The sequence below is a fragment of the Pseudarthrobacter sp. W1I19 genome, from assembly GCF_030817835.1.
GTDB lineage: Bacteria > Actinomycetota > Actinomycetes > Actinomycetales > Micrococcaceae > Arthrobacter.
The window spans coordinates 82,316-106,604 of record NZ_JAUSZR010000001.1 but is presented as its reverse complement, the minus strand read 5'-3'; the positions used below and the strand labels follow the sequence as shown (position 1 = coordinate 106,604).

The 24,289-nt window shown below is 65.6% G+C and carries 20 protein-coding genes and 1 tRNA gene; 13 read left to right on the top strand and 8 right to left on the bottom strand.

Annotated elements, in window-relative coordinates:
* Position 1 precedes the first annotated feature (1 nt).
* A complete protein-coding gene (locus QF038_RS00450) occupies positions 2 to 1,183 on the top strand; it encodes a cation:proton antiporter (protein ID WP_307607669.1) in 1,182 nt (393 codons plus the stop codon).
* 13 nt (positions 1,184 to 1,196) lie between these two features.
* Here QF038_RS00450 and dcd read toward each other — a convergent pair whose 3' ends face one another.
* Positions 1,197 to 1,772 (bottom strand): dCTP deaminase, encoded by a 576-nt coding sequence (dcd, locus tag QF038_RS00445; protein WP_307607667.1) that lies wholly within the window; start codon positions 1,770 to 1,772, stop codon positions 1,197 to 1,199.
* Between the two features lie 265 nt (positions 1,773 to 2,037).
* Here dcd and QF038_RS00440 point away from each other — a divergent pair, with 265 nt between their 5' ends.
* The gene (locus QF038_RS00440) at positions 2,038 to 3,708 is read left to right on the top strand and encodes a CAP domain-containing protein (protein WP_307607664.1); all 1,671 of its coding nucleotides are present in this window, start codon (positions 2,038 to 2,040) and stop codon (positions 3,706 to 3,708) included.
* Positions 3,709 to 3,712: 4 nt separating this feature from the next.
* Here the strand turns inward: QF038_RS00440 and QF038_RS00435 are convergent, their stop codons facing one another.
* Positions 3,713 to 4,174 carry an SRPBCC family protein gene (locus QF038_RS00435; RefSeq protein ID WP_307607662.1) on the bottom strand — a complete coding sequence of 154 codons (462 nt, stop codon included), beginning with the start codon at positions 4,172 to 4,174 and terminating at the stop codon, positions 3,713 to 3,715.
* Between QF038_RS00435 and QF038_RS00430 the strand changes: the two genes are divergently transcribed.
* The 4 genes from QF038_RS00430 (at position 4,168) to QF038_RS00415 (ending at position 5,920) form a co-directional block, all read left to right on the top strand.
* Positions 4,168 to 4,377, top strand: coding sequence for a hypothetical protein (locus QF038_RS00430; protein ID WP_307607660.1), 210 nt, complete (start codon positions 4,168 to 4,170; stop codon positions 4,375 to 4,377). The genes QF038_RS00435 and QF038_RS00430 overlap by 7 nt on opposite strands.
* Positions 4,378 to 4,406: 29 nt before the next feature.
* Positions 4,407 to 4,480: transfer RNA gene (locus QF038_RS00425), tRNA-Gly, on the top strand.
* A gap of 151 nt (positions 4,481 to 4,631) precedes the next feature.
* Complete coding sequence (locus tag QF038_RS00420) at positions 4,632 to 4,772, top strand: hypothetical protein (protein WP_307607658.1); 141 nt, start codon at positions 4,632 to 4,634, stop codon at positions 4,770 to 4,772.
* Positions 4,769 to 5,920, top strand: a complete 1,152-nt coding sequence (locus QF038_RS00415) for a N(5)-(carboxyethyl)ornithine synthase (RefSeq protein ID WP_307607655.1) — start codon at positions 4,769 to 4,771, stop codon at positions 5,918 to 5,920. Before QF038_RS00420 ends, QF038_RS00415 begins: the two co-directional genes overlap by 4 nt.
* A gap of 7 nt (positions 5,921 to 5,927) precedes the next feature.
* On the opposite strand, the gene QF038_RS00410 is transcribed toward QF038_RS00415, so the two are convergent.
* The gene (locus tag QF038_RS00410) at positions 5,928 to 7,313 is read right to left on the bottom strand and encodes an MFS transporter (RefSeq protein ID WP_307607653.1); all 1,386 of its coding nucleotides are present in this window, start codon (positions 7,311 to 7,313) and stop codon (positions 5,928 to 5,930) included.
* 143 nt (positions 7,314 to 7,456) lie between these two features.
* Between QF038_RS00410 and QF038_RS00405 the strand changes: the two genes are divergently transcribed.
* From QF038_RS00405 to QF038_RS00395, 3 genes are all read left to right on the top strand, one after another.
* Positions 7,457 to 8,311: a LysR substrate-binding domain-containing protein gene (locus QF038_RS00405; RefSeq protein ID WP_091421809.1), complete on the top strand. Its 855-nt coding sequence runs from the start codon at positions 7,457 to 7,459 to the stop codon at positions 8,309 to 8,311.
* Between the two features lie 46 nt (positions 8,312 to 8,357).
* The gene (locus QF038_RS00400) at positions 8,358 to 9,212 is read left to right on the top strand and encodes an alpha/beta fold hydrolase (protein WP_307607650.1); all 855 of its coding nucleotides are present in this window, start codon (positions 8,358 to 8,360) and stop codon (positions 9,210 to 9,212) included.
* Positions 9,213 to 9,327: 115 nt separating this feature from the next.
* Positions 9,328 to 9,645, top strand: coding sequence for a hypothetical protein (locus QF038_RS00395; protein ID WP_307607648.1), 318 nt, complete (start codon positions 9,328 to 9,330; stop codon positions 9,643 to 9,645).
* 93 nt (positions 9,646 to 9,738) lie between these two features.
* On the opposite strand, the gene QF038_RS00390 is transcribed toward QF038_RS00395, so the two are convergent.
* Together QF038_RS00390 and QF038_RS00385 are read right to left on the bottom strand one after the other, a co-directional pair.
* Positions 9,739 to 13,257: a bifunctional proline dehydrogenase/L-glutamate gamma-semialdehyde dehydrogenase gene (locus QF038_RS00390; protein WP_307607645.1), complete on the bottom strand. Its 3,519-nt coding sequence runs from the start codon at positions 13,255 to 13,257 to the stop codon at positions 9,739 to 9,741.
* A 270-nt stretch (positions 13,258 to 13,527) separates the two neighbouring features.
* Entirely contained in the window at positions 13,528 to 14,991 is a 1,464-nt protein-coding gene (locus QF038_RS00385; RefSeq protein WP_307607643.1) for an amino acid permease, read from the bottom strand.
* A 152-nt stretch (positions 14,992 to 15,143) separates the two neighbouring features.
* Here QF038_RS00385 and QF038_RS00380 point away from each other — a divergent pair, with 152 nt between their 5' ends.
* The 4 genes from QF038_RS00380 to QF038_RS00365 all read left to right on the top strand — a co-directional run bounded on the left by QF038_RS00380 (position 15,144) and on the right by QF038_RS00365 (position 18,708).
* A complete protein-coding gene (locus QF038_RS00380; protein ID WP_307607641.1) occupies positions 15,144 to 16,058 on the top strand; it encodes a LysR family transcriptional regulator in 915 nt (304 codons plus the stop codon).
* A gap of 96 nt (positions 16,059 to 16,154) precedes the next feature.
* The gene (gene panD / locus QF038_RS00375; protein ID WP_307607638.1) at positions 16,155 to 16,580 is read left to right on the top strand and encodes an aspartate 1-decarboxylase; all 426 of its coding nucleotides are present in this window, start codon (positions 16,155 to 16,157) and stop codon (positions 16,578 to 16,580) included.
* Positions 16,581 to 16,643: 63 nt separating this feature from the next.
* Complete coding sequence (locus QF038_RS00370) at positions 16,644 to 17,570, top strand: AEC family transporter (protein ID WP_307607636.1); 927 nt, start codon at positions 16,644 to 16,646, stop codon at positions 17,568 to 17,570.
* Positions 17,571 to 17,580: 10 nt separating this feature from the next.
* The gene (locus QF038_RS00365; protein WP_307607634.1) at positions 17,581 to 18,708 is read left to right on the top strand and encodes an FAD-dependent oxidoreductase; all 1,128 of its coding nucleotides are present in this window, start codon (positions 17,581 to 17,583) and stop codon (positions 18,706 to 18,708) included.
* Positions 18,709 to 18,725: 17 nt separating this feature from the next.
* On the opposite strand, the gene QF038_RS00360 is transcribed toward QF038_RS00365, so the two are convergent.
* The 3 genes from QF038_RS00360 to QF038_RS00350 all read right to left on the bottom strand — a co-directional run bounded on the left by QF038_RS00360 (position 18,726) and on the right by QF038_RS00350 (position 24,218).
* On the bottom strand, positions 18,726 to 20,219 hold the full coding sequence (locus QF038_RS00360; RefSeq protein ID WP_307607632.1) for an MFS transporter: 1,494 nt from the start codon (positions 20,217 to 20,219) through the stop codon (positions 18,726 to 18,728).
* Positions 20,220 to 20,283: 64 nt separating this feature from the next.
* On the bottom strand, positions 20,284 to 22,914 hold the full coding sequence (locus QF038_RS00355) for a trehalase-like domain-containing protein (protein ID WP_307607630.1): 2,631 nt from the start codon (positions 22,912 to 22,914) through the stop codon (positions 20,284 to 20,286).
* Between the two features lie 314 nt (positions 22,915 to 23,228).
* Positions 23,229 to 24,218 carry an LLM class flavin-dependent oxidoreductase gene (locus tag QF038_RS00350; protein ID WP_307607627.1) on the bottom strand — a complete coding sequence of 330 codons (990 nt, stop codon included), beginning with the start codon at positions 24,216 to 24,218 and terminating at the stop codon, positions 23,229 to 23,231.
* Positions 24,219 to 24,289: the final 71 nt, after the last annotated feature.

Below are 24,289 nucleotides of genomic sequence, written 5' to 3'. Positions count from 1 at the left end.
CATGGACCCGTTGGCCCTGACCCTCATTGAACTGGGGGCCGTTGTGTTTTGCCTCGGCCTTTTGGCCAGGCTGGCCGGACGGATCGGAATGTCGCCCATCCCGCTCTATCTGCTGGGCGGATTGGCCTTCGGGGCCGGCGGGATCGTGAAGCTCGAAGGCATGAAGGAGTTCGCGCACCTCTCCGGGGAAATCGGCGTGATCCTGCTGCTGCTTATGCTCGGGCTGGAATATACAGCCGCCGAGCTTTTCACCGGACTGCGCCGCTCCTGGCAGGCCGGTGTGCTGGACCTTGTACTGAACTTCCTGCCGGGCGCCGCCCTGGCCCTGTTCCTGGGCTGGGGCGGCGTGGGGGCCATGGTGATGGGTGGCGTCACCTACATCTCCTCATCGGGAATTGCGGCCAAGGTCATCACTGACCTTGGCCGCCTCGGTAACCGCGAGACACCCGTTGTGCTGTCCATCCTGGTGTTCGAAGACCTCGCCATGGCCGTCTACCTGCCCATCCTCACGGCCACGCTGGCAGGGGTGAGTTTCCTGGGCGGCCTCACCACCGTGGGCATCGCGCTGGCCGTGGTGAGTCTGGTGCTGATGGTGGCGCTGCGGCACGGACACCGGGTGTCCAAGGCAGTGCACAGCGAGAACTCCGAGGTCTTCCTCCTGAACGTCCTGGGCGCGGCCCTGCTGGTGGCAGGTATCGCATCGGCCATGCAGGTGTCCGCGGCAGTGGGGGCTTTTATGCTCGGCATCGCCATTTCCGGCGCCACGGCCCATAACGCCACGCGGATCCTGGAACCGCTGCGGGACCTGTTTGCCGCCATCTTTTTTGTGGCGTTCGGCCTGAACACCGATCCCACGTCCATCCCGCCAGTGCTCGGCTGGGCCCTGGTGCTGGCCGTCATCACCGCAGCAACCAAGATGGTGACAGGCGTGTGGGCTGCCAAGCGTGCCGGCATTGCGCGCCCAGGGCGCGTCCGCGCCGGTGCCGCGCTCATAGCCCGCGGTGAATTCTCCATCGTAATTGCGGGACTCGCGGTGGCCTCCGGCGCTGTCACTGATGAGCTGGCAGCCCTGGCCACTGCCTATGTGCTGCTGATGGCCGTCATTGGCCCGCTCGCCGCCCGTTACGTGGAGCCGCTGGTCAAGCCCTTGCTGCGGCCCGTGAGGGTGGCTGCGAAAGCCTAGGTTGCCCTCGGTACTAGATTGCCGTGCGGTGGAAGTTCAGGTGGCTGCGGCTGGCTGTGGGTCCCCGCTGGCCCTGGTAGCGGTTGCCGTAATCGCCCTGGCCATAGGGGTACGCAGCCGCCGACGTCAGGCGGAAGAAGCAGAGCTGGCCGATTTTCATGCCCGGCCACAGCTTGATCGGCAGTGTGGCCATGTTGGAGAGTTCCAGGGTGACATGCCCCGAGAAGCCGGGGTCGATGAACCCCGCCGTGGAGTGCGTCAGCAGTCCAAGGCGCCCCAGCGAGGACTTGCCTTCCAGGCGCGCGGCGATGTCGTCGGGCAGGGTGACGGTCTCATAAGTTGAGCCGAGGACGAACTCGCCGGGATGCAGGATGAAAGGTTCGTTTTGTTCCACTTCCACCAGGCGGGTCAGTTCCGGCTGCTCTTCGGCGGGATCGATGTGCGCGTACTTGTGGTTGTCGAACAGGCGGAAGAACTTGTCGATCCGCACATCCACGGACGACGGCTGGATCATCGCCGGATCGTACGGTTCAAGAACGATTCGCTCGGAGTCAATTTCGGCACGAATATCGCGGTCAGAGATCAGCACCGTCCCAAATTACCGTATCGGTTATCCACAGCCGCATTCTTTCGTTGTTGCTGTGACCTGCTGGGGCTAATGTTGCCTCAGTGATTAAGGCGCCGGATGGTCTCCCGGATGGCCCAACAGAGCTGGGGATGTTGTGAATAAATTAGTAGCGCCCGCTTTTATTGGCGTGCTCTGTTCCATAGCGTTGGTCTCCTCTTCTACGGGAGGCCTTCCCGCACCGCTGCCGGCACGCCAGTTGTCCGTTGCAGGTTCGCACGGTGTCATCTTGGGCCCGGCAACGGTCGACGACGGCGCCTCCGTTCGGGGCGGCCATTCAGCCCTGGCCCGGCTCACCCCGGCCGTGGATCCTGATATCCGGCCGGCCTCCCCGTCCGGGGCCGGTGTGCAGACACCGCAGTCTGGCCCAGCCCAGCCTGTTACAGTCCAGCCTGTTACCGGCCAGCAACCCACCGGGCAGCAAGTTACGGAGCAGCCCATTGCCGGGCAGTCGCCCACAGCGCCGGCCGGAACCGAGGCACTGGCAGCACCCACTACAACGTCCCCCGAACCTGTGCCGGCGGTGCCCTCGATTCCGCCGCTTTGGGCGCCGGATGAAGAACTGGGGTCTCCCTCAACCAGCCGGCTTGCGGCGCCCGAGTCTACTCAAACCATGCCCGCGCCCGAGGCCTTGGTGCCGGACAACAATGCGGCGGCAATTCTCACCGTGTTCAACAGGATCAACGAATACAGGGTGTCCAAAGGCCTGAACCCGGTCAAGTACCACCCCACGGTTGCGGGCCTGGCGCAGGAGTGGTCCGACAGCATCGCCTCACGCGAGGTGATTGAGCACCGCGCCAACTTCTGGACCGATCCCCGCGCCCTGAATCCCAACAATGGCGCCGGCGAGGTCATTGCCATCCGCACGGACCGGGACGCGGCGCAGCTGGTGGAATGGTGGAAGGGGTCGCCCGGCCACAACGCCATGCTGCTCGACCCGCGCTTCAACGTGATGGGCGCCGGAATCTCCTACACCAACTCCACCTACCAGATCTGGGGCGTGGTGAACTTCTTCGGTTACACCACCCTTCCCGCAGGCACCGTCAATTCCCCCGGCGGCGCGGGGTCCGGCGGCACCGGATCCGGAGGCGCCTTCCCGTCGCCCGCACCCAGCATGTGTGATGCCCCAGCCCGGCACATGCCGCCCACACTGGACCTCTCCGCGGCGGCAATCAAGGGACCGGGTGACCTGGTGATGGTTGATTCCGGCGGCCAGCTCCTTGCCCGCGCCGCCACCGGCGTCCGGACTTTCGCCGCAGCCAAAGTCATCGGATCCGGCTTCACGGGCGCCAAGGAGGTCTTCGTTACCGACTGGGACCGTGACGGCGCCTTCGATCTCCTGACGCAATGGACCAACGGAACGCTGACCCTGCACCGCGGTATCGCTGCCGGAGGCTTCCAGGCCCTTGTCACCCTTGGGAGCGGAGGATGGGACACACTGACCCTTGCCGTGGGCGGCTGGTGCGCCAACAACAGGCTTCCCCAGATCCTTGCCCTCGACGGCGCCGGGAACCTGTACCTGTACCCGAACAAGGGCACGGGCGACCTCTCCGAACGTACCCTGGTGGGCGGCATCGGTGCCGCGCGGAAGTTGTCCATGGCGGATTACGACGCCGACGGATTCCAGGACGTGCTGGCGCTCCGTGCCGACGGCTCGGTCCAGCTTTACCGGGGTTGGGGCACCACCGCGCTGCGGGCCGAAAGCAGACCCACTGTGGCCACCGGCTGGGGCGACGTTACAGGCATCCGGCCGCTCAAGGACGTCACGGGGCTGAACTCCACAGGCCTTGCCCTGCGCCGGGCCAACGACGTTGTGCAGTACTGGGACCTGACCTCGGGAAGCCTCGCCTCGCCGTCGAACATTCCCGGCCCCTGGGCCGGGCAGCGGCTGGCGCAGTGACGGGCTAGATGGCCGGCTGGAGTTCCAGGACGTCTTTGAGGTGCTCCAGCTGGGCCACCTCGGCGCAGAGGCTGCGCTGGAGCATACTGCTCAGGAAGCCAAGCCTGTTCAAGAATCCGAGCGGCCCTTCCGGCTGGGCTTCGAGGGCAAACCGGACCCTGGTCCCCGCGGTTTCGGTGCTCAGGTAATATCCGCCGGACCGGATCGCAGGACCCGACGTGACCTGGAACTGGATTTCGGCTCCGGGCCGGGCGCTGGTGATTTCGAGGTCGGCCGGGATGCTGAGGCCGGACCGCCCTGCCACCATCTGCCGGTAGACGGCACCCTTTGTTCCCTCGGATCCATCCACCAGCTTGACCCTGCGGACGCCGTCACGCCAAAGCGGAAGATTGGTGGCGTCAAGCAGGTACAGGTACACAGCCATGGCGTCACGCCGGATGAGGACCTCATGCTCTGCGAATGCCATCGGGATCTTTCGTGGTTGACGTCGGCCTGCCGCGCAGCTGCACCCCCCGGCACCGCAACTACCGGATCAGGTTAGCCAGCGCTCCGTATGCCTACCTAGCCAGCGCCGTCGACGTTATTGAAGAGTTACTGGATGACGTCCCGGTGACCGGACACACGCCGTTTGCACGCCGCTTGGACGGCCCGCCGGCACATCTGCGCTAAGCTATGTTCTGCCCCAGAAACGGGGCACTGCGGCTGTAGCTCAATGGTAGAGCGCTAGCTTCCCAAGCTTGATACGCGGGTTCGATTCCCGTCAGCCGCTCCACTTTGCGCCCGGGCCGCCATGCCCGGACCTTCCTGCACGGACTTCCTGTGCCGCTGCGCCGCCGATCCTGCTGGACAACCCCAGAGTCATTGGGTACCCGGGTGTATGGTCAGAGGTCAGGAACCTCTTCGGTTCCGCTACAGGAGCAAACATGGCTGACAAATCCCCGCGTCAAGCAGCATCCAAAAAGTCCGGCAAGTCCATCAAGGAAAAGCGCGCAGACAAGAAGGCCGCTGCGGCGCCGGCCAGCTCCCTGGACATCACGTCCGGCAAGGCCGCCAAGAAAAAGTGACCCCGGAAAATAAACTGACCCTGGGCGTCCTGGCTTCCACTCGAAAGCCTGCCGAGCGGCGGCTCCCCATCCATCCGCTGCATTTTGAGCGCATCGAGCCCGAAGTACGGCGGAACATCGTCCTTGAGCAAGGCTACGGCGAGCGTTTCGGCATCCCGGATGCGCACCTTTCCACCCTCGTGGGCAGGATGGCGGGCCGGGAAGAACTGCTGGACAGGGCCGACGTCGTACTCCTGCCCAAGCCCCAGCCGGAGGATCTCGCCGACCTGCGGGACGGGCAGGTCCTCTGGGGCTGGCCGCACTGTGTCCAGGACCGTGCCATCACCCAATTGGCCATAGACAAAAAGCTGACTCTGATCGCCTTCGAGGCCATGAACCACTGGGCCAGCGATGGTGGTTTCGGCCTCCACGTCTTCCACAAGAACAACGAACTGGCCGGGTACTGCTCAGTGCTGCACGCCCTGGCACTGACCGGTTCCACCGGCGACTACGGACGGCGGCTCAGCGCTGTGGTGATCGGTTTCGGCGCCACCGCCCGTGGGGCAGTCACCGCGCTGAATGCCCACGGCATCCACGATGTCCAGGTCCTGACCAACCGTGGCGTGGCCGCCGTCGGCGCCCCCATCCATTCGGTCAATATCGTGCAGTTTGATCACGACGACGAAGCACCCTTCCTGAGCCAGGTCATCACTGAGCGGGGCCGGGTTCCATTGGCGCCCTTCCTTGCCGAGAGTGACATCGTGGTCAACTGCACCTTGCAGGACCCCAACAGTCCCCTCACCTACTTACAGACCGACGATCTCGCAGCCTTTGCCCCGGGGAGCCTGATCGTCGACGTGTCCTGCGACGAAGGGATGGGGTTCAGCTGGGCCAGGTCCACCACGTTCGCGGAGCCAATGTTCACCGTCGGTGACCACATCAACTACTACGCGGTGGACCACAGCCCGTCGTATCTCTGGAACTCCGCCACGTGGGAGATCAGCCAGGCCCTGCTGCCGTTCCTGGCCACCGTTATGGACGGCCCGGAAGCCTGGGCGCAGAACGACACCATCGCCCGGGCCATCGAGATCCGCGACGGAGTGGTCCGGAACAAGGATGTGCTGGAGTTCCAGAAGCGGGAAGCCGCCTACCCGCACGTAAGCCTGTAATTCCCGGTCAGGCCGCCGTTGCCTTGCTGACGATGCTCACGGGGTGGCGGCGGTCCTTGAGGCTGACCCTCAGCAGCAGTGAGCCCTTCCTGGCCAGAATGACGGCGACCGTCAGGGCGGCGAGCGCGGGGACTCCCCCGGCCACCAGCAGTGCTGCGTGCGGGGTGACGTGCTCGGACAGCCAGCCGAGCATCGGCCCGCCGATGGCCTGGCCACCGATCAGCACCATGATGTACAGGCTCATGACGCGGCCCCGGATCCGCATGTTCGAGCTCACCTGGACCAGTTGGTTGGATCCGGTCAGGAACATCAGGCACCAGAATCCGGACAGCACCATCACGGCGCCGAACACGGGCATGGACGGAGCGATGGACGCGAGGCAGAGCATCAGTCCGTACATCCCGGCGCAGAACACCACCGAACGCAGCCTCAGGTGCCGCCGCCGGGTGGATGCCACTGCTCCGGCGAGGGCTCCCAGCGCGACGAGGGCGTTCAGGAGTCCGTAGCCTCCGGCCCCAACGTCGAAGACGTGGTCGGCAAACGCGGCCAGCACCACGGGCAGGCTCATGGCGAACACCGCAATGAACCCCGCCATCAGCCACGGCCAGTAGATGGTGGGCTTGCTGAGGGCATAGCTCAATCCTTCGCGCAGCATCCCCTTGCTCTTTGGGGCGGGGGCGCTGACAAACAACTCGTTCTTGCGCAGGATCAGGAGCATGACCACTGTGGAGCAGCACGCGAGGGCGTTGCCGGCGAAAGCCCACCCTGCACCGACTGCGGTGAGAAGCCACCCGGCCAAGGCAGGACCAATGAGGCCGCCCAGTTGGAAGGTGGTGGAGTTCACGCTGATCGCGTTGCGGAGGTAGGTCGGTCCTACCAGTTCGTTGACGAACACCTGCCGGGCCGGCTGGTCCAGCACGGTGACCAGGCCGAGGACCAGCGCAATGACATAGACGTGCCACACCTGAACGGCTCCTGTCAGTGCAAGGATGGCGAGGGCCCCGGCCAGGAGCGCGGCCATGCTTTGGCACAGGATGAGGATCTTCCGCTTGGCAAACCGGTCTGCGATCATGCCTCCCCACGGTCCGAGCAGGAGGGAGGGCAGGAACTGCAGCGCCACGGTGAAGCCCACCGCAGTCACGGATCCGGAGAGCTGCAGGACCATCCAGTCCTGGGCAATGCGCTGCATCCAGATCGCGATGACGGCAATGAAGTGCCCAATCGCGAAGATCCTGAAGTTGGGTACCGTCAGCGAGATAAAGGTGTGCTTCCACGGCAGGCGTTCAGGGACGACGGCGAGGGGCTGGGTCTGGTGGTCCGGCGGCGGCGCGGAGGTGGCTGAGTCGATGACGGGCTGGGTGACGGTTGCCGATGACGGCAGTGGGGGTGCCACAGGAGTGTCCTCAAATTGGGGTCGGTCCGGGATGCCCTTAACGCTAGGCTGGGGCAACGGATTATGGAGACGTATTGTCCCTATAACTCGTATTGCGAACCGCAATGCTTCCGATGTCCGCACTCATGCCCTTGGAGTCCTCAGTGTTTGAACCCGCCCAGCTGCGCTCTTTCCTGGCGGTGGCCGAAACCCTCAGTTTCACCAAGGCAGCTGAGCGGCTGGGCCTGGCCCAGCCCACCGTCAGCCAGCACGTCCGCAAGCTTGAAACGGCGGCCAAGCGGGTGCTGGTCACCCGGGACACCCGGGACGTCCGCCTCACGGATAACGGCGATGCCATGGCCGGGTTTGCCCGGAACATCCTCTCCGCCCACGATGCTGCCGCCCGGTATTTCTCGGGTTCCGCCATGCGGGGCCGGCTGCGCTTCGGGACTGCCGATGACCTGGCCATTACCGGACTGCCGAGGATCCTTCGCGAGTTCCGGCAGGTCTATCCGCAGATCAACCTGGAACTGACAGTGGGCCAGAGCGACCAGCTCTACCGGAAACTCAACGCGGGCCAACTGGACCTCGTGTTTGTGAAGTGGGTGGCCGGGGCCAAGGACGGCACCGTGGTCCAGCATGATTCCTTCTCCTGGGTGGGACAGGAACAGACCGTGCTCGAGCCCGGGGCGCCCGTCCCGCTGATCGCCTACCCCTCACCCAGCCTGAGCCGGAAACTTGCCATCGACGCGCTGGAATCCCACGGCAGGACCTGGCGCATAACTTGCACCACCCGCCAGATCAGCGGCGTGCTGGCCGCTGTCCGCGCCGGAATCGGAGTGGCCGTCATGCCGTCATCCCTGGTGCCGGAGGACCTGAAGATCATCACCCGCCGCTTTGACCTGCCGGCCGTGGGTGATGTGGACTTCACTCTGATCCGGAACCCGCTGGCCAACTCCGAAGTCATCGACGCCCTGACGCAATCCATTGTGGGCAGGACCATCAACCGTCCGGCCTAGGCTTGGAATCTGCGAGGCAAGCCATCACAAGAACAGGGGGATTCGAGTGGGGAAGCAGCATCTCCTTGATGTGGGCAGCGGCGTCCAGATCAACTACTTCGATACCGGTGGGCAAGGCCCGCCGGTGGTGATCCTGCATGGGCTGGCAGGCGGTGCCAAGGAATTCTTCCCAACTGCCCGCGCCTTGACCGGATTCCGGACTATTCTGCTGGAGCTGCGCGGCCACGGCCGAAGCACGACCAGGCCTGTCGACCTCTCGCGCGACGTGTTCGTGGCCGACGTCGCCCACGTGATTGAGACTGCGGCGGCCGCTCCTGTCGCCTTGGTTGGCCAGTCCCTCGGCGGCCACACCGCGATGCTGGTTGCCGCGAAGCGGCCGGACCTGGTTTCCAGGCTCGTGCTGCTCGAGAGCGGCGCTGGGGGAAGCAGTCAGGTGGAGAACATGCAGCTCGGGGAATTCTTCCGCTCCTGGCCCGTCCCGTTCTCCAGCCGCACGGCCGCTCGAGAGTTCCTGGGAGCGGGGCCGCTTGCGGAGGCCTGGGCCGATGACCTCAAAGAGACAGCCGCGGGATACTGGCCCCGCTTCCACCCTGACGTCATGGCCGGCACCATGGACGGACTGATCCAGCCGCGCTGGCAGGAATGGCAGGCGGTGAGCGCACCGACGCTGGTGATCTATGGCGAAAATGGAATGTTTTCTGAGGAAGAGAAAGCTGCATTCGTGTCCTCCCGGCCGGGTACGCTGCGGGTAGACCTCCCGGCAGCGTCGCACGACGGCCACCTTGACGCGTTTGAACCTTGGATAGCGGCGCTGCGCACCTTCCTGGGAAATCCTCAATCCCCGGACGGGGAGCCGAATGTTAAGGCCGCGGACAAAGGAAGACAACCCGGTCTCCATTGATGTCGGAAGGTTGCATCGCCTATGCTGATTTTCCCAAGGTCAAGCAGATGGCCGGTTCACTAACACGAGCATGTTCCTGCGTGCCAGGTTCCAGCGTGCTCGGGACAGGCAGCCAATGACGACAGCCAGGAACACCCACCTCAGCTCCACCCACGCGCGCCAGCACAACACCCTGCGTCCACCGGCCACCCGCAGTTCAACACTCGGCTCCGGGATAGCCACCACGGACACCGGATATGTGGGAAAGCCTACCTGCGACACCTGCCGCACCGATGAATTTGTCTACCTCGAGTCCTATATTCCCCCGACGTACCGGCGGGATGGCAGCGTGGCCACTCTGGGCGAAGTCGCCTACACCTGCACCCATTGCGAACAGTTCTCCGCCCACAGCGTTCCCGTGACCTGGACACCGCCCGGCTGGTACCTGGGCTGACGGAATTTAAACAGGTCCGGTGGTTGAGCTGATCGAAATCGAGGTTTCGACCAGCCTAACCACCGGACCTTATTTGTGCCCTTGAGGCGTGAACTAGATCAGGGCGTCCGAGAGGTGGTTGGGTGTGCCGAACCGGTGGGCTGTGATGCTGACGGCCTGCTCGTGCAGGAACGGCAGCAGCTCGACCCGTCCGGCCTCGGTGACCGCGTGGGCGTAGACGGCAAGATCGGGACGGCCGCCGGTGGCTTTGGCCAGCGCGGCGGCGTCACCGCCGATCAGGCGGATGCGTGCGCCGGACAGCTTGCCCGCTGAGGCGAGGTGTTCCGCGGAAGCCAGCCATTCGGCGTCGGACTCCACGCTCACTTCGATGTCCAGAGCCGTCAGCACCGGGCGAAGCTGCGCGGGAAGTTCGACGGCGGAGGAGACTGTCAGTGCCGACCCGGCCAGGACGCCGGCTGCCACTGTCCGGACCAGGTGCGCCAGCGGCGCACCCTCGGAGAGCCGTACGGTGACCGGCAGGCTCCGGTAGCGGAAGATGTTGCGTTCCGCGCTGAGGCCGGACACGTCCTTGGCGGTGCCGAATTCCTCAGCCCAGGCCTGGGCGTCCGATGCCAGCGCCCGCTGCACGGACTCCAGCTCGGCAGGCTCCAGGGCTGCACCGGCGGCGTTGATGATCCGGCGGACTCCGGGGTTCGTAACAGCGGCGTCGGCGGTGCTGGCGGCCGGAATCCAGTCGCCCAGTCCGGCCAGGTAGTTGGGCCCGCCTGCCTTGGTGCCGGCACCGACGGCTGACTTCTTCCAGCCGCCGAACGGCTGGCGCTGCACGATGGCGCCGGTGATGCCCCGGTTCACGTACAGGTTTCCGGCCTGGATGGAATCCAGCCAGATCCCGAGCTCCTCGGAGTTCAGGGAATGCAGTCCAGCGGTGAGGCCGTACTCGATCTGGTTCTGAATGGCGATAGCCTCTTCGAGCGTGTCGGCGGTCATCACACCCAGCACCGGGCCGAAGAACTCGGTCAGGTGGAAGTAGGAACCGCGCTTGACGCCGTAGCGCACGCCCGGGCTCCAGAGCCGGCCGGTGTTGTCCAGCTTCTTCGGTTCAACGGCCCAGTTTTCGCCTTCGCCGAGGGTGGTAAGGGCGTTGAGGAGCTTGCCGTTGGCGGGCTCGATGATCGGGCCCATCTGGCTGGTGGGGTCCTCCGGGTAGCCCACCTTCAGGGACGTGACGGCGTCGATCAGCTGGTTGTGGAACCGCTTGGACTTGGCCACCGAGCCCACCAGGATCACCAGTGAAGCGGCGGAGCACTTCTGTCCGGCGTGACCGAACGCGGAGTAGGCAACATCCTTGGCCGCCAGGTCCAGGTCTGCGCTGGGGGTGACGATGATGGCGTTCTTACCGCTGGTCTCGGCAAGGAGCGGCAGGTCCTGGCGGAAGGACCGGAACAGCTCGGCGGTTTCGTAGCCGCCGGTCAGGATCACGCGGTCCACGGCCGGGTGCGAGATCAGCTGCTTGCCGAGTTCACGCTCGCCCAGCTGCACCATGGTGAGCACGTCTCGGGGCACACCGGCTTCCCACAGCGCCTCCACCATCACGGCGCCGCTTCGCGCGGCCTGCTTGGCCGGCTTGATGACGACGGCGGAGCCGGCGGCGAGTGCCGCAAGGGTGGACCCTGCGGGGATGGCGACCGGGAAGTTCCACGGCGGCGTCACAACGGTGAGCTTGGCCGGGACGAACGTGGCGCCGTCGACCGTGTCCAGCTTCCGCGCGGACTCGGCGTAGTAGTGGGCAAAGTCCACCGCTTCGCTGACTTCGGGATCGCCCTGGTCGATGGTCTTGCCGGTTTCGCTGGCCATGACCTCAAGCAGGTCCGCACGGTGGGCCTCCAGGACCTCGCCGGCACGGTGCAGGATCTCCGCACGCTCGGCGCCGGACAGGGCGCCCCAGGCTTTGCCCTTCTCCACGGCGGTCTGGATGACGGCGTTGAGGGCGGCCTCGTCCTTGATGGAAGCTGCTGCCACGGAAGCGTTGCCCAGGGTGGAGGACGGGACGCGCTCCAGGATGGCCCGGCCCCAGCCGCGGTTGGCGGGCAGGGACGGGTCCGTGTCCGGGGTGTCTTTGAATGAATCGTGCGGCAGGGGCTGCGGCGGCAGGTTGCGGTCCTGCCGGCGGTTCGGCAGCGGAACGGTGTTGTCCAGCGCGGCGAGCGAGGCCAGGAAGCGCTGCTTCTCGCGCTCGAACAGGACCTCGTTTTCGCTCAGCTCGAAGACTGCCGACATAAAGTTGTCCTGGCTCGCGCCCTCTTCGAGGCGTCGGATCAGGTAGGCGATGGCGACGTCGAACTCGGCCGGGTGCACCACCGGGGTGTAAAGCAGCAGCGACCCGACATCCTTCTTGACAGCTTCGGCCTGGCCCTGCGCCATGCCAAGGAGCATTTCGAACTCGATGCTCTGCTGTGCGGTATCCGCGATGCCGCGCTGCTTGGCCAGGAGCCAGGCGAAAGCGATGTCGAACAGGTTGTGGCCGGCGACGCCGATGCGGATGTTCTTGATCCGCTCCGGGTGCAGGGAGTAGTTGATGACGCTCTTGTAGCTGGTGTCCGAGTCCTGCTTGCTGCCCCAGGTGGCCAGCGGCCAGTCGTGCAGGGACGCTTCCACCTGCTCCATGGGCAGGTTGGCGCCCTTGACCACGCGGACCTTGATGGCGGCACCCCCGTTGGTCCGGCGCTCGGCAGCCCACTCCTGCAGCCGGATCATCGCCGAGAGCGCGTCGGGGAGGTAGGCCTGGAGCACAATACCGGCTTCCAGGTCCTTGAACTCGGGCTTGTCCAGGATCCGGGTGAAGACCGCGATGGTCATGTCCAGGTCCTTGTACTCCTCCATGTCCAGGTTGATGAACTTGGCCTTCCCGCCGTTCCGGCCGAAAGAGGCGGCGCGCTGGAAAAGCGGGGTGAGCTTCTCGACGACGTGTTCCACCGCTTCGTCGAAGGCCCAGGGCGAGTGCGGTGCAACGGTGGAGGAGACCTTGATGGAAACGTAGTCGACGTCGGGGCGGGCCAGCAGGGTGTGGGTGCCTTCGAGCCGGCGGGAGGCCTCGTGCTCGCCCAGGACCGCTTCGCCGAGGAGGTTGACGTTGAGCTTAATGCCGTCCTTGCGGATCTTGGCGATGGCCGGGCCCAGTTTGGCGTCGGTGGCGTCCACGATCAGGTGGCCCACCATCTCGCGCAGGACCTTGCGGGCGACGGGGATTACAACCTGCGGCATGACGGGGGCCATGGTCCCACCGAGCTGGACGGCGCGGCGCATGTACCAGGGAAGGAAGGCAGGTACTTTAGGCGCGAGTGCTGCAAGGTTGCGGGCGGCCACATTCAGGTCCTCGGGGCGGACCACGCCGTCCACGAAGCCGACCGTGAACTCCAGGCCGTTGGGGTCCTTGAGGACGCCGGCGAGCTGCTGTGCGGAGGCATCCACCGGGACCTTGGCGGCCTCGGTAAGCCAGTGCCGGACCAGGGCCACTGCGTCATTGGCGAGGGCCTTCGCCTGGGGGACGTCGACGTCGACAGTCTGCGGTGCGGTACCGGCTGAAGTTGCTGGTTCCATTGCAACGTGGGTCATGGTTTTCCCGATCCTTCTTTGCTGTGGGAGGAGGTCTTTCCACCAGTATGAGCTTCTACTCACATAAGATAAAGCGATCTTTTCTAAGCAATACAGGTTAGAAAAACCAATGCTTCTAAAAGCGCCGCCACACACCTCTTAAGCACGAAAAAGGCAGGCCGCCCTCCCCCGTTGCCCTATCACTTTTGGTCCTCAAAACGGGTGCTTGGGGACCAAAAGTGATGGAGCAAAATGGGGCGGGACGGCCTGCCAGTGACTGGAAGAGGCGGGTCAGCCGATGGGGCGGTGCATCTCCACGATCTCCTCGTGCCGCGGGCTGTTGGGGTTCATCAGCGAGTTCCGCTTGCCGTAGAAGAAGTAGATGGCCAGGCCAACAACGAGCCAGATGCCGAACCGCAGCCAGGTTTCCCAGTGCAGCTGGAACATCAGGAACGCAGAGGCCAGGACGCCGAACGCCGGAACCAGGGGCATCAGCGGCAGCCGGAACGAGCGGGGGGCGTCCGGGCGCTTGTACCGGAAGATGATCACCGAAAGGCAGACGACGACGAATGCGGCCAGGATGCCGATGTTGGTCAGGTCGGCCACCGCCTTGATCGGGAAGACGCCGGCCAGCAGGGCCGAGGCAATACCGGCAATCCACGTGACGCGCTGCGGGGTGCCGTGGCGGTCGGTCTTGGCGAACCAGCCCGGCAGGAGACCGTCGCGGCTCATGGAGAACCAGACGCGGGTGACACCCAGGAGGAACGTCAGCATCACGGTCAGGATGGACAGCACGGCGAACACGGAGATGATGGTGGCGATGATCGGCAGGCCAACACCGGTGAAGGCTGAGGCAAAGCCGGCCTTCGGGTCAATGTCCTTGTAGTTCTGCATGCCCGTCAAAACCAGGGTTGCGGCTACATAGAGGAGCATCGCGATGATCAAGGACAGGATGATGGCCTTGGGCATGTGCTTCTTGCCGTCGGTGGCTTCTTCTGCCGCCGTACTCATCGCGTCGTAGCCGAACACCGCGAAGAACACCGTTGCCGAGCCGGCCAGGACCGGGCCAAAACCACTGGGCATAAACGGGTTGTAGTTGTTGGTATCGATGTAGAAGATGCCCAGGCCGATGATGAAGAGGATCAGGATGACCTTGATGGCAACAGCCACCAGCTCGAACCGGCCGAAGGCCTTGGTGCCGCGGGACAGGATCCAAGTGACGATCAAGCAGACAGCGATGGCCGGGATGTTGACGATGCCGCCCTTGCCTTCATCGGGAGTGGACGTCATCCAGACCGGCATGTGGATACCGATGCCGGACAGGAACGCATCAAAGTAGCCGGAGATGCCGATGGCCACCACAGCCACGATGGCGATGTATTCGAGCAGCAGATCCCAGCCGATGAACCAGCCGATCACCTCGCCGAGGGCAACGTAGCCGTAGGTGTAGGCAGAGCCGGCGCGGGGAATCATGCCGGCAAACTCTGCGTAGGAAAGCGCCGCGGCCGCTGAGGCGAGGCCTGCGATCAGGAAGGAAATCAGCACCGCGGGCCCCACCCCGGGACTGCTTTCACTTCCAGCGGCCACCAGTCCGGCAAGGGAGAAGATGCCGACGCCGATGATGCCGCCGACGCCGATTGCCGTCAGCTGCCACAGCCCGAGTGACTTGAAGAGGCCACTGTGTTTGTTTTCTTCCTCGATGTCATCGATCGGTTTGCGCCGCATGATCGACTGGGTCATGTCTCTACTGCTCATCAGGAACTCCTGCTTGGGTGCTTCCCCGTCACGGCGCGCGAAGAATCGCTTGTGACGGGGGTAACTCGGTCCCAACAGTATGCAAGGGTGCTTGCGTTAGATAAAGTGACTACTTCTAACCTATATTCATTAGTTCCGGTAAGGATTTCCTTATGCTTGACGTCCGCCGGCTCCGCCTGCTCCGGGAATTAAGCATCCGGGGGACGCTGGCGGAGGTGGCCGAGGCACTGCAGTACAGCCCGTCGTCCGTATCGCAGCAGCTTGCCCTGCTCGAGAAGGAAGTGGGCGTGGAACTGCTCCGTAAAACCGGGAGGCGGGTCCAGCTCACGCCGCAGGCCGAAGTGCTGGTGGCGCATACTGCGAACCTGCTCGAAACAATGGAGCAGGCCGAGGCGGACCTCGCCGCTTCCCTGACCACCGTCACGGGGACAGTCCGGATCGCGGTTTTCCAGTCCGCGGCCCTGGCCCTGATGCCGGACACCCTGACGAGGATGGCCAAGGCCTACCCCGAGGTCCGCATCGAAATGATCCAGCGCGAGCCCGAAACGGCGCTGCACGAAACGTGGGCGCGCGACTTCGATCTGGTTATTGCCGAACAGTATCCGGGCCATGCCGCCCCGCGCTATCCGCAATTGGACCGCGTTAAGCTGACCACCGATGCCATCCGGCTGGCTGTTCCCCCGGCGTCCGACGGCGTCCCCTCCATTCGTTCGCTGGAGGACACCGCGGAGCTCGCTTGGGTCATGGAACCGAGGGGGGCTGCATCCCGCCATTGGGCCGAGCAGGCCTGCCGCAGCGCCGGCTTTGAGCCTGACGTACGCTTCGAAACCGCGGACCTGCAGGCCCAGGCCCGCCTGATCGAGTCCGGCAACGCTGTGGCCCTGATGCCGGACCTGGTGTGGACCGGCCGTGGCACCACAGCCCAGCTGCTGGAGCTTCCGGGCAAGCCGCACCGCACCGTCTTTACCTCCGTCCGGCGCTCAAGCGCCCAGCGGCCGGCCATCCTGGCCGCGCGGGAGACGCTCGCTGCAGCAGCCGCGGCGGTGGCAAGGAACGACGCCGGGTGACCGGCCGCCGTCGTATGTGTCCTTCCAAGGGGGCTAAGCGTCACTGTTCCCTGCGTCACTGCGCCGTTGAGCGCCCGGCGCTAGACTGATGCCGTTATGAATCGAACAATGTTCAAGTCCAAGATCCACCGGGCCACCGTCACGCACGCCGACCTGCACTACGTAGGTTCCGTCACCGTGGACCTGGACCTGCTCGAGGCCGCCGATATCCTGCCCGGTGAGCTCGTGTCCATTGTGGACATCACCAACGGCGCACGGCTCGAGACCTACACGATTGCCGGCGAGCGTGGTTCCGGCGTGATCGGCATCAACGGTGCAGCGGCACACCTCATGCACGAGAACGACCTCGTCATCCTGATCACCTATGCCCAGATGACCACCGAAGAGGCCAAGGCCTATGAACCGCGGGTGGTCCACGTGGACGAAAACAACCGGATCATCCAGCTGGGCAATGACCCCGCCGAGGGCCTCACTCCCGGGATGATGCGCCCCCCTTTCGCGCTTAACAACGCCACCGTCTAACCGGAGCGTGCGTCCCGGTACCCACTTCCGCCGCGCCCGGGGGGATAAGCCACCGGTGGTCCCTTGCTAGGTGTACTGGCCGGTTTCTTTGTGGTGTGGTGCATCATCCTGGTGGGCTGGTTCGTTGGCCGGCGGAAAATCCTGGGTGAGAACGCCCGCCAGGTCCTCAGCTCCCTCACCTTCTTTGTGGCCAGCCCCGCGCTGCTCTTCGAAACGCTGAGCAAGGCCCGCCTCGCCGAAGTCTTCGCCGCACCCCTGCTGGTCACAGCGGCTGCCGCCATCGCTACAGCCGCCATCTTCTTCAGCATCGCCAAGTTCTGGCTCAAGCGCTCCCTGCCCGAGTCCCTGATGAGCTCGATGGCCGCCTCACTCGCCAACTCCGCGAACCTCGGTATTCCCATCGCGGTATATGTTCTGGGCGACGCCAGCTATGTGGCGCCGCTGCTGATTTTCCAGCTGGCCTTCTTCACGCCGCTGTTCCTGATGATCCTGGACTCCAGCACCAGCGCCCACCGCACCACACCGCTGAATTTTGTGGTGATGATCCTGCGCAACCCCATGATTGTGGGCTCCGCGCTGGGCCTGGTGGTGGCGGGCACGGGCTGGCAGGTTCCGCCCCTGGTGATGGAGCCGATCCACTTGATCGGCGGGGCTGCGATTCCGGCCATGCTGATTGCCTTCGGCATGAGCCTGAACGGCACCCGCCCGCTGCAGGCCGCCGCGGGCCGGCGGCTGGACACTCTGCTGGCGAGCGGTTTCAAACTGGCCGTCCAGCCGGCGCTTGCATATCTCTTCGCCCGATTCGCGCTGGGCATGGAAGGGCACGCGCTGTTCGCCGTGGTGGTCACGTCCGCGCTGCCCACCGCGCAGAACGTCTTTGTGGCCGCCAGCCGCTACAAGACCGGCCTCACCGTCGCCAAGGACACCGTGCTGATTACAACCGTTGTGGCCGTTCCGGCGATGATTGGCGTAGCGCTGCTGCTGACTTGATGGGAGTTTGATGGACAAGATGCTGGACACCGTGGTGATCGGCGGCGGGGCCATGGGATCGGCGGCCGCCTGGGCGCTGTCCCGCCGCGGCCGGCAGGTGACGCTCGTGGAGCAGTTCGGACCCGGGCACAAGATCGGCGCCTCGCACGGCACCACCCGCAACCTGAACCCCGGCTACTACCGACCCGAATACGTGGCCATGCTCGCGGAGGGGCTGGCCCTGTGGGATGAGCTGGAGCAGGACAGCGGCGAGACGCTGCTGGCCCGCACGGGGATCGTCAACCACGGCCCGGACCCGCGCCTTCCCGACGTGGCCGCGGCGCTGAACGAGGCAGGCATCCGGGCCGAGTTCCTGTCCCCCGCGGAGGCAGGCGAACGCTGGCGCGGCATCCGCTTCGACCAGCAGGCGCTCCACATGCCCGACGGCGGCCAGCTCAACCCCGAAGCGGCGCTCCCCGTCTTCCAACGTCTCGCCGCGGCCCGCGGTGCCGAGATCCGGCACCACACCAAAGTTGTGGAGTTCCAGGTGATGGACGACGGCGTCCGGCTGGCCTTGGAGTCCGGCACCGGTACCGAGGTGGTCACCGCCGCCCAGGTGGTGGCCACGGCCGGCGGCTGGACGGAGAAACTCCTCGGTGCTTCCGGCGCAGGTCTCCGGATTCCGACGTTGCGGGTCACCCAGGAGCAGCCGGCGCACTTTCGGGTGGCTGATGCCGGTGCCGTCTGGCCCGGGTTCAACCACATGCCCGGCACCAGCCGGGAATACAAGAACTGGTACTCCCCCGTGTACGGGATGCAGACCCCCGGCGAGGGGATCAAGGCGGGCTGGCACGGTGTGGGCCCGCTGGTGGATCCGGACCGGCGCTCCTTCCAGCCGGAACCCGTGCAGCTCGCGGCCCTGCAGGATTATGCGCGGACGTGGCTGCCGGGCGTTGACCCGGATTCGTTCGAGGCCATCAGCTGCACCTACACCACCACTCCGGACGAGGACTTCATCCTGGACCGGATCGGCCCCGTGGTGATCGGCGCCGGGTTCTCCGGGCACGGGTTCAAGTTCACCCCCGTAGTAGGCCGGATCCTCGCGGACCTCGCCACCGGCACCCGCGCGGCGCCGGATATCTTCCGCGCTTCCCGCTAGGTCCTGGCTGCTTCCCGTTACGTGTCAGCGCTGCTGCGGCTGCCTTCCGCGTCAGGGTCCGGCTGGGAGTTGTCCTGGGGAGTGGCCGGGGCTGTCCCGTCAGTGGCACCGGCCTTCACTGCCGGCATCGCCAGCACCGCCGCCACGGTAAGGGCGCCGCCCACGAGCGCCGCCAGGAAGACCGCGCCGGAAGCGGCCACCACGGCGGGTGCGTCGCCTTCGCCGGCGGTGTTCGCGTAAACCGCATTCCCTACCGCGCCGAACACGGCTACACCTAGTGCGCTTCCGATGGACCTGGCGAACATGTTGGTGCTGGTGACCACGCCGCGCTCATTCCAGGAAACGCTGGACTGGGCAGAGATCAGCGTGGGTGTGGCAACGAGCCCCAGGCCGAGTCCCACCACGAAGCAGCTGGTGGCCACCAGTATCACGTTGGGAGTGGCTGCCGTGAGCGCCAGGACCAGCAGGCCCGCCACGGTAATGCAGATCCCGATCAATGCCGTGGCCTTAAACCCGATCCGCAGATAGAACCGGCCAGCCTGCGACGCACTGATGGGCCAGCCCAGAGTAAGTGCCGCGAGCGCGAGGCCGGCAATGAGCGGTGAGGTGTTCAGCGCCCCTTCCAGGAACGTGGGCACATAGGAGGTCAGCCCGATCATCACTGCCCCCACGCCGAAAGACACCAGCGCGGTGGTGCCAAGCAGCCGCCGCGATACCACCCAGGACGGCAGCACCGGTTCTGCTGCCCGCCGCTCCACCACCAAAAACACGGCCAGCAGAACCGCGCCCACCGCAAAGATGCCAATACTGACGGGCGAGTCCCATGCCCACCCCTGGCCGCCCTGGAGGGCACCAAGGATCAGCAGGCCGAGTGAAACCGCCAAGAGGGCCGCACCGGCGTAGTCCACCCGGTGCCTGGCACGCTCAACGTTTTCGTGCAGGGTCCGGAACAGCATCCAGCCGGCCAGCAGGCACAACGGGACGTTGACCAGGAAGATCCCGCGCCAGATTCCCAGAGAGGAGAAGATCCCGCCCAGGCTCGGGCCCACCACCGAGGAGACAGCCCATACGCTGGCCAGGTAGCCCTGGACCTTCGCGCGCTCTTCCAGGGAGTAGATATCCCCTGCGATGGTGATGGATACCGGCAGTACGGCGCCTGCACCGAGTCCCTGCAGAGCCCGGAAGGCGATCAGCGTGGGCATGCTCCAGGCGATCCCGCAGAGTACGGAACCGAGCAGGAACAGCCCGATGCCCGCCAGGATGATCGGCTTGCGCCCCACCATGTCCGACAGTTTGCCGTAGATGGGCACCGAAACGGCCTGGGCCAGCAAGTACGCCGAAAAAAGCCACGGGAACGACTCGAATCCGCCCACGTCGCGGACGATCGACGGCACGGCAGTGGCCACGATGGTGGAATCAATGGCCACCAGCCCGGTGGACAGCATCAGGGCAATCAGGATGGGGCCGCGTTCAGAACGGAACCCCACTCCCTGGGTGCGGGCGGTCATCATCAGTCTCGTTTCAGTCTTTTGGGTCCCTGTTACCTCCACTCTAGGTACCCATAACGGACACCGCCTATCTTCTGCCCTGGTGTTCGTCCAGGAGCCTGGCGCAACGGATGAAGCCCAGGTGCGAGTACGCCTGCGGATGGTTTCCCAGATGGGTCTCCGTGCCGGGATCGTACTCCTCCGGCAGCAGCCCGGTGGGGCCGAAAAGGTTCACCAGCTGGTCGAACAGGTCCCACGCCTCATCGATGCGGCCCACCGCCACGTACGCTTCGATAAGCCAGGTGGTGCAGATGTGGAACCCGCCCTCCAGGCCCGGCAGGCCGTCGTCGTACCTGTACCGGAAAACGGTGGGCCCCACCCGCAGCTCCCGCTCCACCGCAGTGACGGTGTCCAGGAAGCGCTGGTCCGTGACGTCCAGCAGGCCGGAGAGGCCGATGTGCAGGACGGCGGCGTCAAGGTCCGGGCTGTCGTAGGCCACGGTGTAGGACTTTGCCGACTCATCCCAGCCCTCGTGCAGCACCTCCTCACGGATGGTGCCAGCCATCACCGCCCATGCCGGGTCCGGCTCCCGGCCGTGCCGGGCAGCTGTCCGCAATGCCCGGTCCAGGGTCACCCAGCACATCACCTTGGAATACACGTGGTGGCGGGCCGCCCGCCGGGCCTCCCAGATACCGTGGTCGGGTTCATGCCAGCGGGCCAGGACGGCCGAGGCCATCTGGACCATCAGTTCCCAGTGGCCGTCCGCGAGCGCACCCTCCCGCTCACTGAGGGTATGGATCAGTTCCGCAACCGGTCCAAAAACGTCCAGCTGGACCTGGTGGTCTGCGGCATTGCCAATCCTCACCGGGCGCGAGCCGGCGTATCCGGGGAGGCTGTCCACGACGGCTTCCGTGGAAAGCGGTGCACCGGTCACCGAGTAAAGGGGGTGCAGCCATTCGGGACCGGGTGCGTGTTCGAGGATCCGGCCCAGCCAGGCGAGGAATCCGACGGCCTCCGCTGTGGAGCCGAGGTCCACCAGCGCGTTGACGGTCATTGACCCGTCCCGCAGCCAGCAGTACCGGTAGTCCCAGTTCCTGGTTCCGCCAATTCCCTCAGGCAGGGAGGTGGTGGGGGCCGCGAGGACGGCGCCCGTGGGTTCGTGCACCAGGGCGCGGAGCACCAAGGCCGACCGCCGTACCAGGGAAGGCTTAACGGAAGGCAGGGCAAGCCGCTGCACCCACTGCCGGGCCTGCAGGGCCACCCCGGCCCGCCGCTCCGTCTCCCCGTGGGGGTCTGCGGGCTGCGGCTCGGTGTCACCACAGCGCAGGTTGAGCACCACGGGACCATCTTGAAGGTTCACGGACGCCGTGGCCGTGGCGTGCCGCCCGTCCGAGGTAATACTGAACGTGACACCGGGGGCAAAGAGGATGATCGGTTCCGACGTGCCCACCACGTGCACCTCGCCGCCGCGTGCTTCCATGCTGAACGGCGCGTTCGCGTAGTCCGGCCGGGGAGCAAAGACAATCCTGGCGGCTCCGTGCCCGGAAAGCACCCGGACCAGGCTGGTGATACCGTCCGGGGCAGGCTCCAGGTAGTCCGTGACCGTGACGTCCGCCCACCGGGTTTCCACAATCATGGTGCTGTCCACGTACCGCTGCCCCAGCACCTGGGAGGCCTTGACCGGTTCCACCGAGAAGTGGCCGGCTGCGTCGCCGCCCAGGATGTGCGCAAACAGTGACCCCGAGTCCGGCAGGGGGTGGCTCATCCAGCAGATCTTGGCGTCCGGTGTCAGCAGCGCGGTGGAGGAGCCGTTGCCGATCATCGAGTGACGTTCCAGGCCCACGGCGTCCTCGCCGAACAGCCAGGCCCGCCGCAGTTCGAAGAGGAGGGCGAGGACCCGCGCGAAGGATTCCGGGTCGCGGACACGGTGCGCGGCGGCGGTCTCCCTCGGGCCTACGTGCAGCCCCAGGTCCGGCCCCCGCAGGGTGGCGATGGCGAGCTCGTCACTGTAGGCATCCCCGGCGAACATGGCTGCGCTGGCTCCCAGCCGGGACCGGAGTGTTTCCAGCGCCTCCGCTTTGGACGGTTCCACAACGGACAGGTCCAGCACGGAACCGTCCACGATAAAGAACAGGCCGTGGACCCGGGCGATCTCCCTGGCGGTTTCCGTTACGGACTCCACAACGTCCGGCGGCGCCGGCCGGGTGTGGACGGAAACGGCCACTGGTTTACGTTCAATCCAGATGCCCTTTTGGAAACCCACGGCCTCATTAAGAGCGGCATTGACCTTCTGCAGGGCCGATTCGGTGGCGAGGGTCTGGCCGTGCGCGAATCCCATATCCGATTCCGCGCCGTGCGAACCAATGAGGTGCACCTCCACCGGAAGGCGCGACACGGCGGCAAGGTCCCGGAGCGAGCGCCCCGAAATGATCGCCGCATGGGTGTTGGGCAACGCTGCCAGGGCGCGCAGGGCAATGGCCGCGTTGCCCAGTGGAAGAATTTCAGTCGAGATGCCTTCGGCGTCGCACAGCGTGCCGCCGTAGTTGCAGGCCACCAGCAGCCCGGGGACGCGGGCCAGTACTTTTAGTTCCGCGAGGAGGGCGGGCGTCAGCCCGTTATTCGCCGCATCCGACTGGACAAATGCGCGCAGCATCTCCAGCGGGAGGGAGCGGGTGAGCAGCGCGGAATCGGCCACGCTTTGGTTCAAGGGCGTCGGCATCCGTGTACCCCTTAGAGGCAGAACCAGGCCGGTAACTCAGCCGCTGGATTGCCTGCGGACTACCGGTTGGTGCCCCGCCTGGGAATCCCAGCGATTCCCAAGGGGGCAGTTCCAATGCTCAGCCCCGGCGGTTTCCCCCGAAAGTCCCCTTCATTGCGTATGTGTAAAAGTCCGGCGGAAAAGCTCCAGCGCCGTCACACAGGGCAGCCTTTTGGACCGCGACGGCGGTGCCCGCCACGCCGAACCGGGGAACCCGCCGTCGTGCTTCCCCTAAGAAGGTGCCGTGCGTGACACAGCGGCGGCGGGCCTATGAATCAGACCCGCACCAGCCCGGCAGCCTCGGCCAGGAGTTCCACGGACCGCAGCCGGGCCTCGGTGCCGGTGCTCTGGTGCGCCACGATGAGTTCATCGGCGTCGGCGTGCCGGCCGAATCCGTCCAGGTAATCGAGGACAACGTCGGGTGTGCCCACCGCTGAGTAAGTCATCATCTGCGAGACGTGCTGGCCCTGCGGGGAATCGAGGATCATGTCCGCTTCATCGTCCGTGAACTCCCGGCCCCCGCCGAAGAACAAGGACACCCGGGCACGCTTGGTGGCCTGCATCATGGCCTGCGCCTCGGAGGCGGAATCCGCGGCGATCACGTTCACGCCGGCGATGACGTGCGGCGCATCCAGCTGTGCCGAGGGCTTGAACTCGCGCCGGTAAAGTGCCACGGCATCCTGGAGCGCGTTGGGGGCGAAGTGCGAGGCAAACGCGTACGGCAACCCCAGCTGGGCGGCCAGCCGGGCGCCGAACAGGGAAGAGCCCAAAATGTACAGCGGAACGTTCGTGTCCTTGCCCGGGGTGGCTTCAACGCCCTGGATCCGGGTGGGGCCAGTGAGGTAGCCCTGCAGTTCCAGGACGTCCTGGGGGAAGCTGTCTGCGGACATCGGGTCCCGCCGCAGGGCGCGCATGGTGTTCTGATCGCTGCCCGGAGCGCGGCCCAGGCCCAGGTCGATCCGGCCCGGATGCAGGGTCTCCAGGGTGCCGAACTGCTCGGCGATGGTGAGCGGTGAGTGGTTGGGCAGCATCACGCCGCCGGCGCCGAGCCGGATGCTTTCGGTGTGCGCGGCAACGTGGGCGATCAACACGCTTGTTGCGGAGGAGGCGATCGAGGACATGTTGTGGTGTTCGGCGTACCAGACGCGCCGGTAGCCCAGTTTCTCAGCGCTCTGCGCCATGGCCACACTGCCCGCGAAGCTCTCCGCCGCCGTCTGGCCCTTGCCGATGGTTGCCAGGTCAAGGATGGAGAGGGGAAGAGTCACGGTAAGTGCGGCCTTTCAGAACGTTTCGCGGGAAGGTGCCGGCCGGGTTGCGGCGGGCACAGTTTGTATAA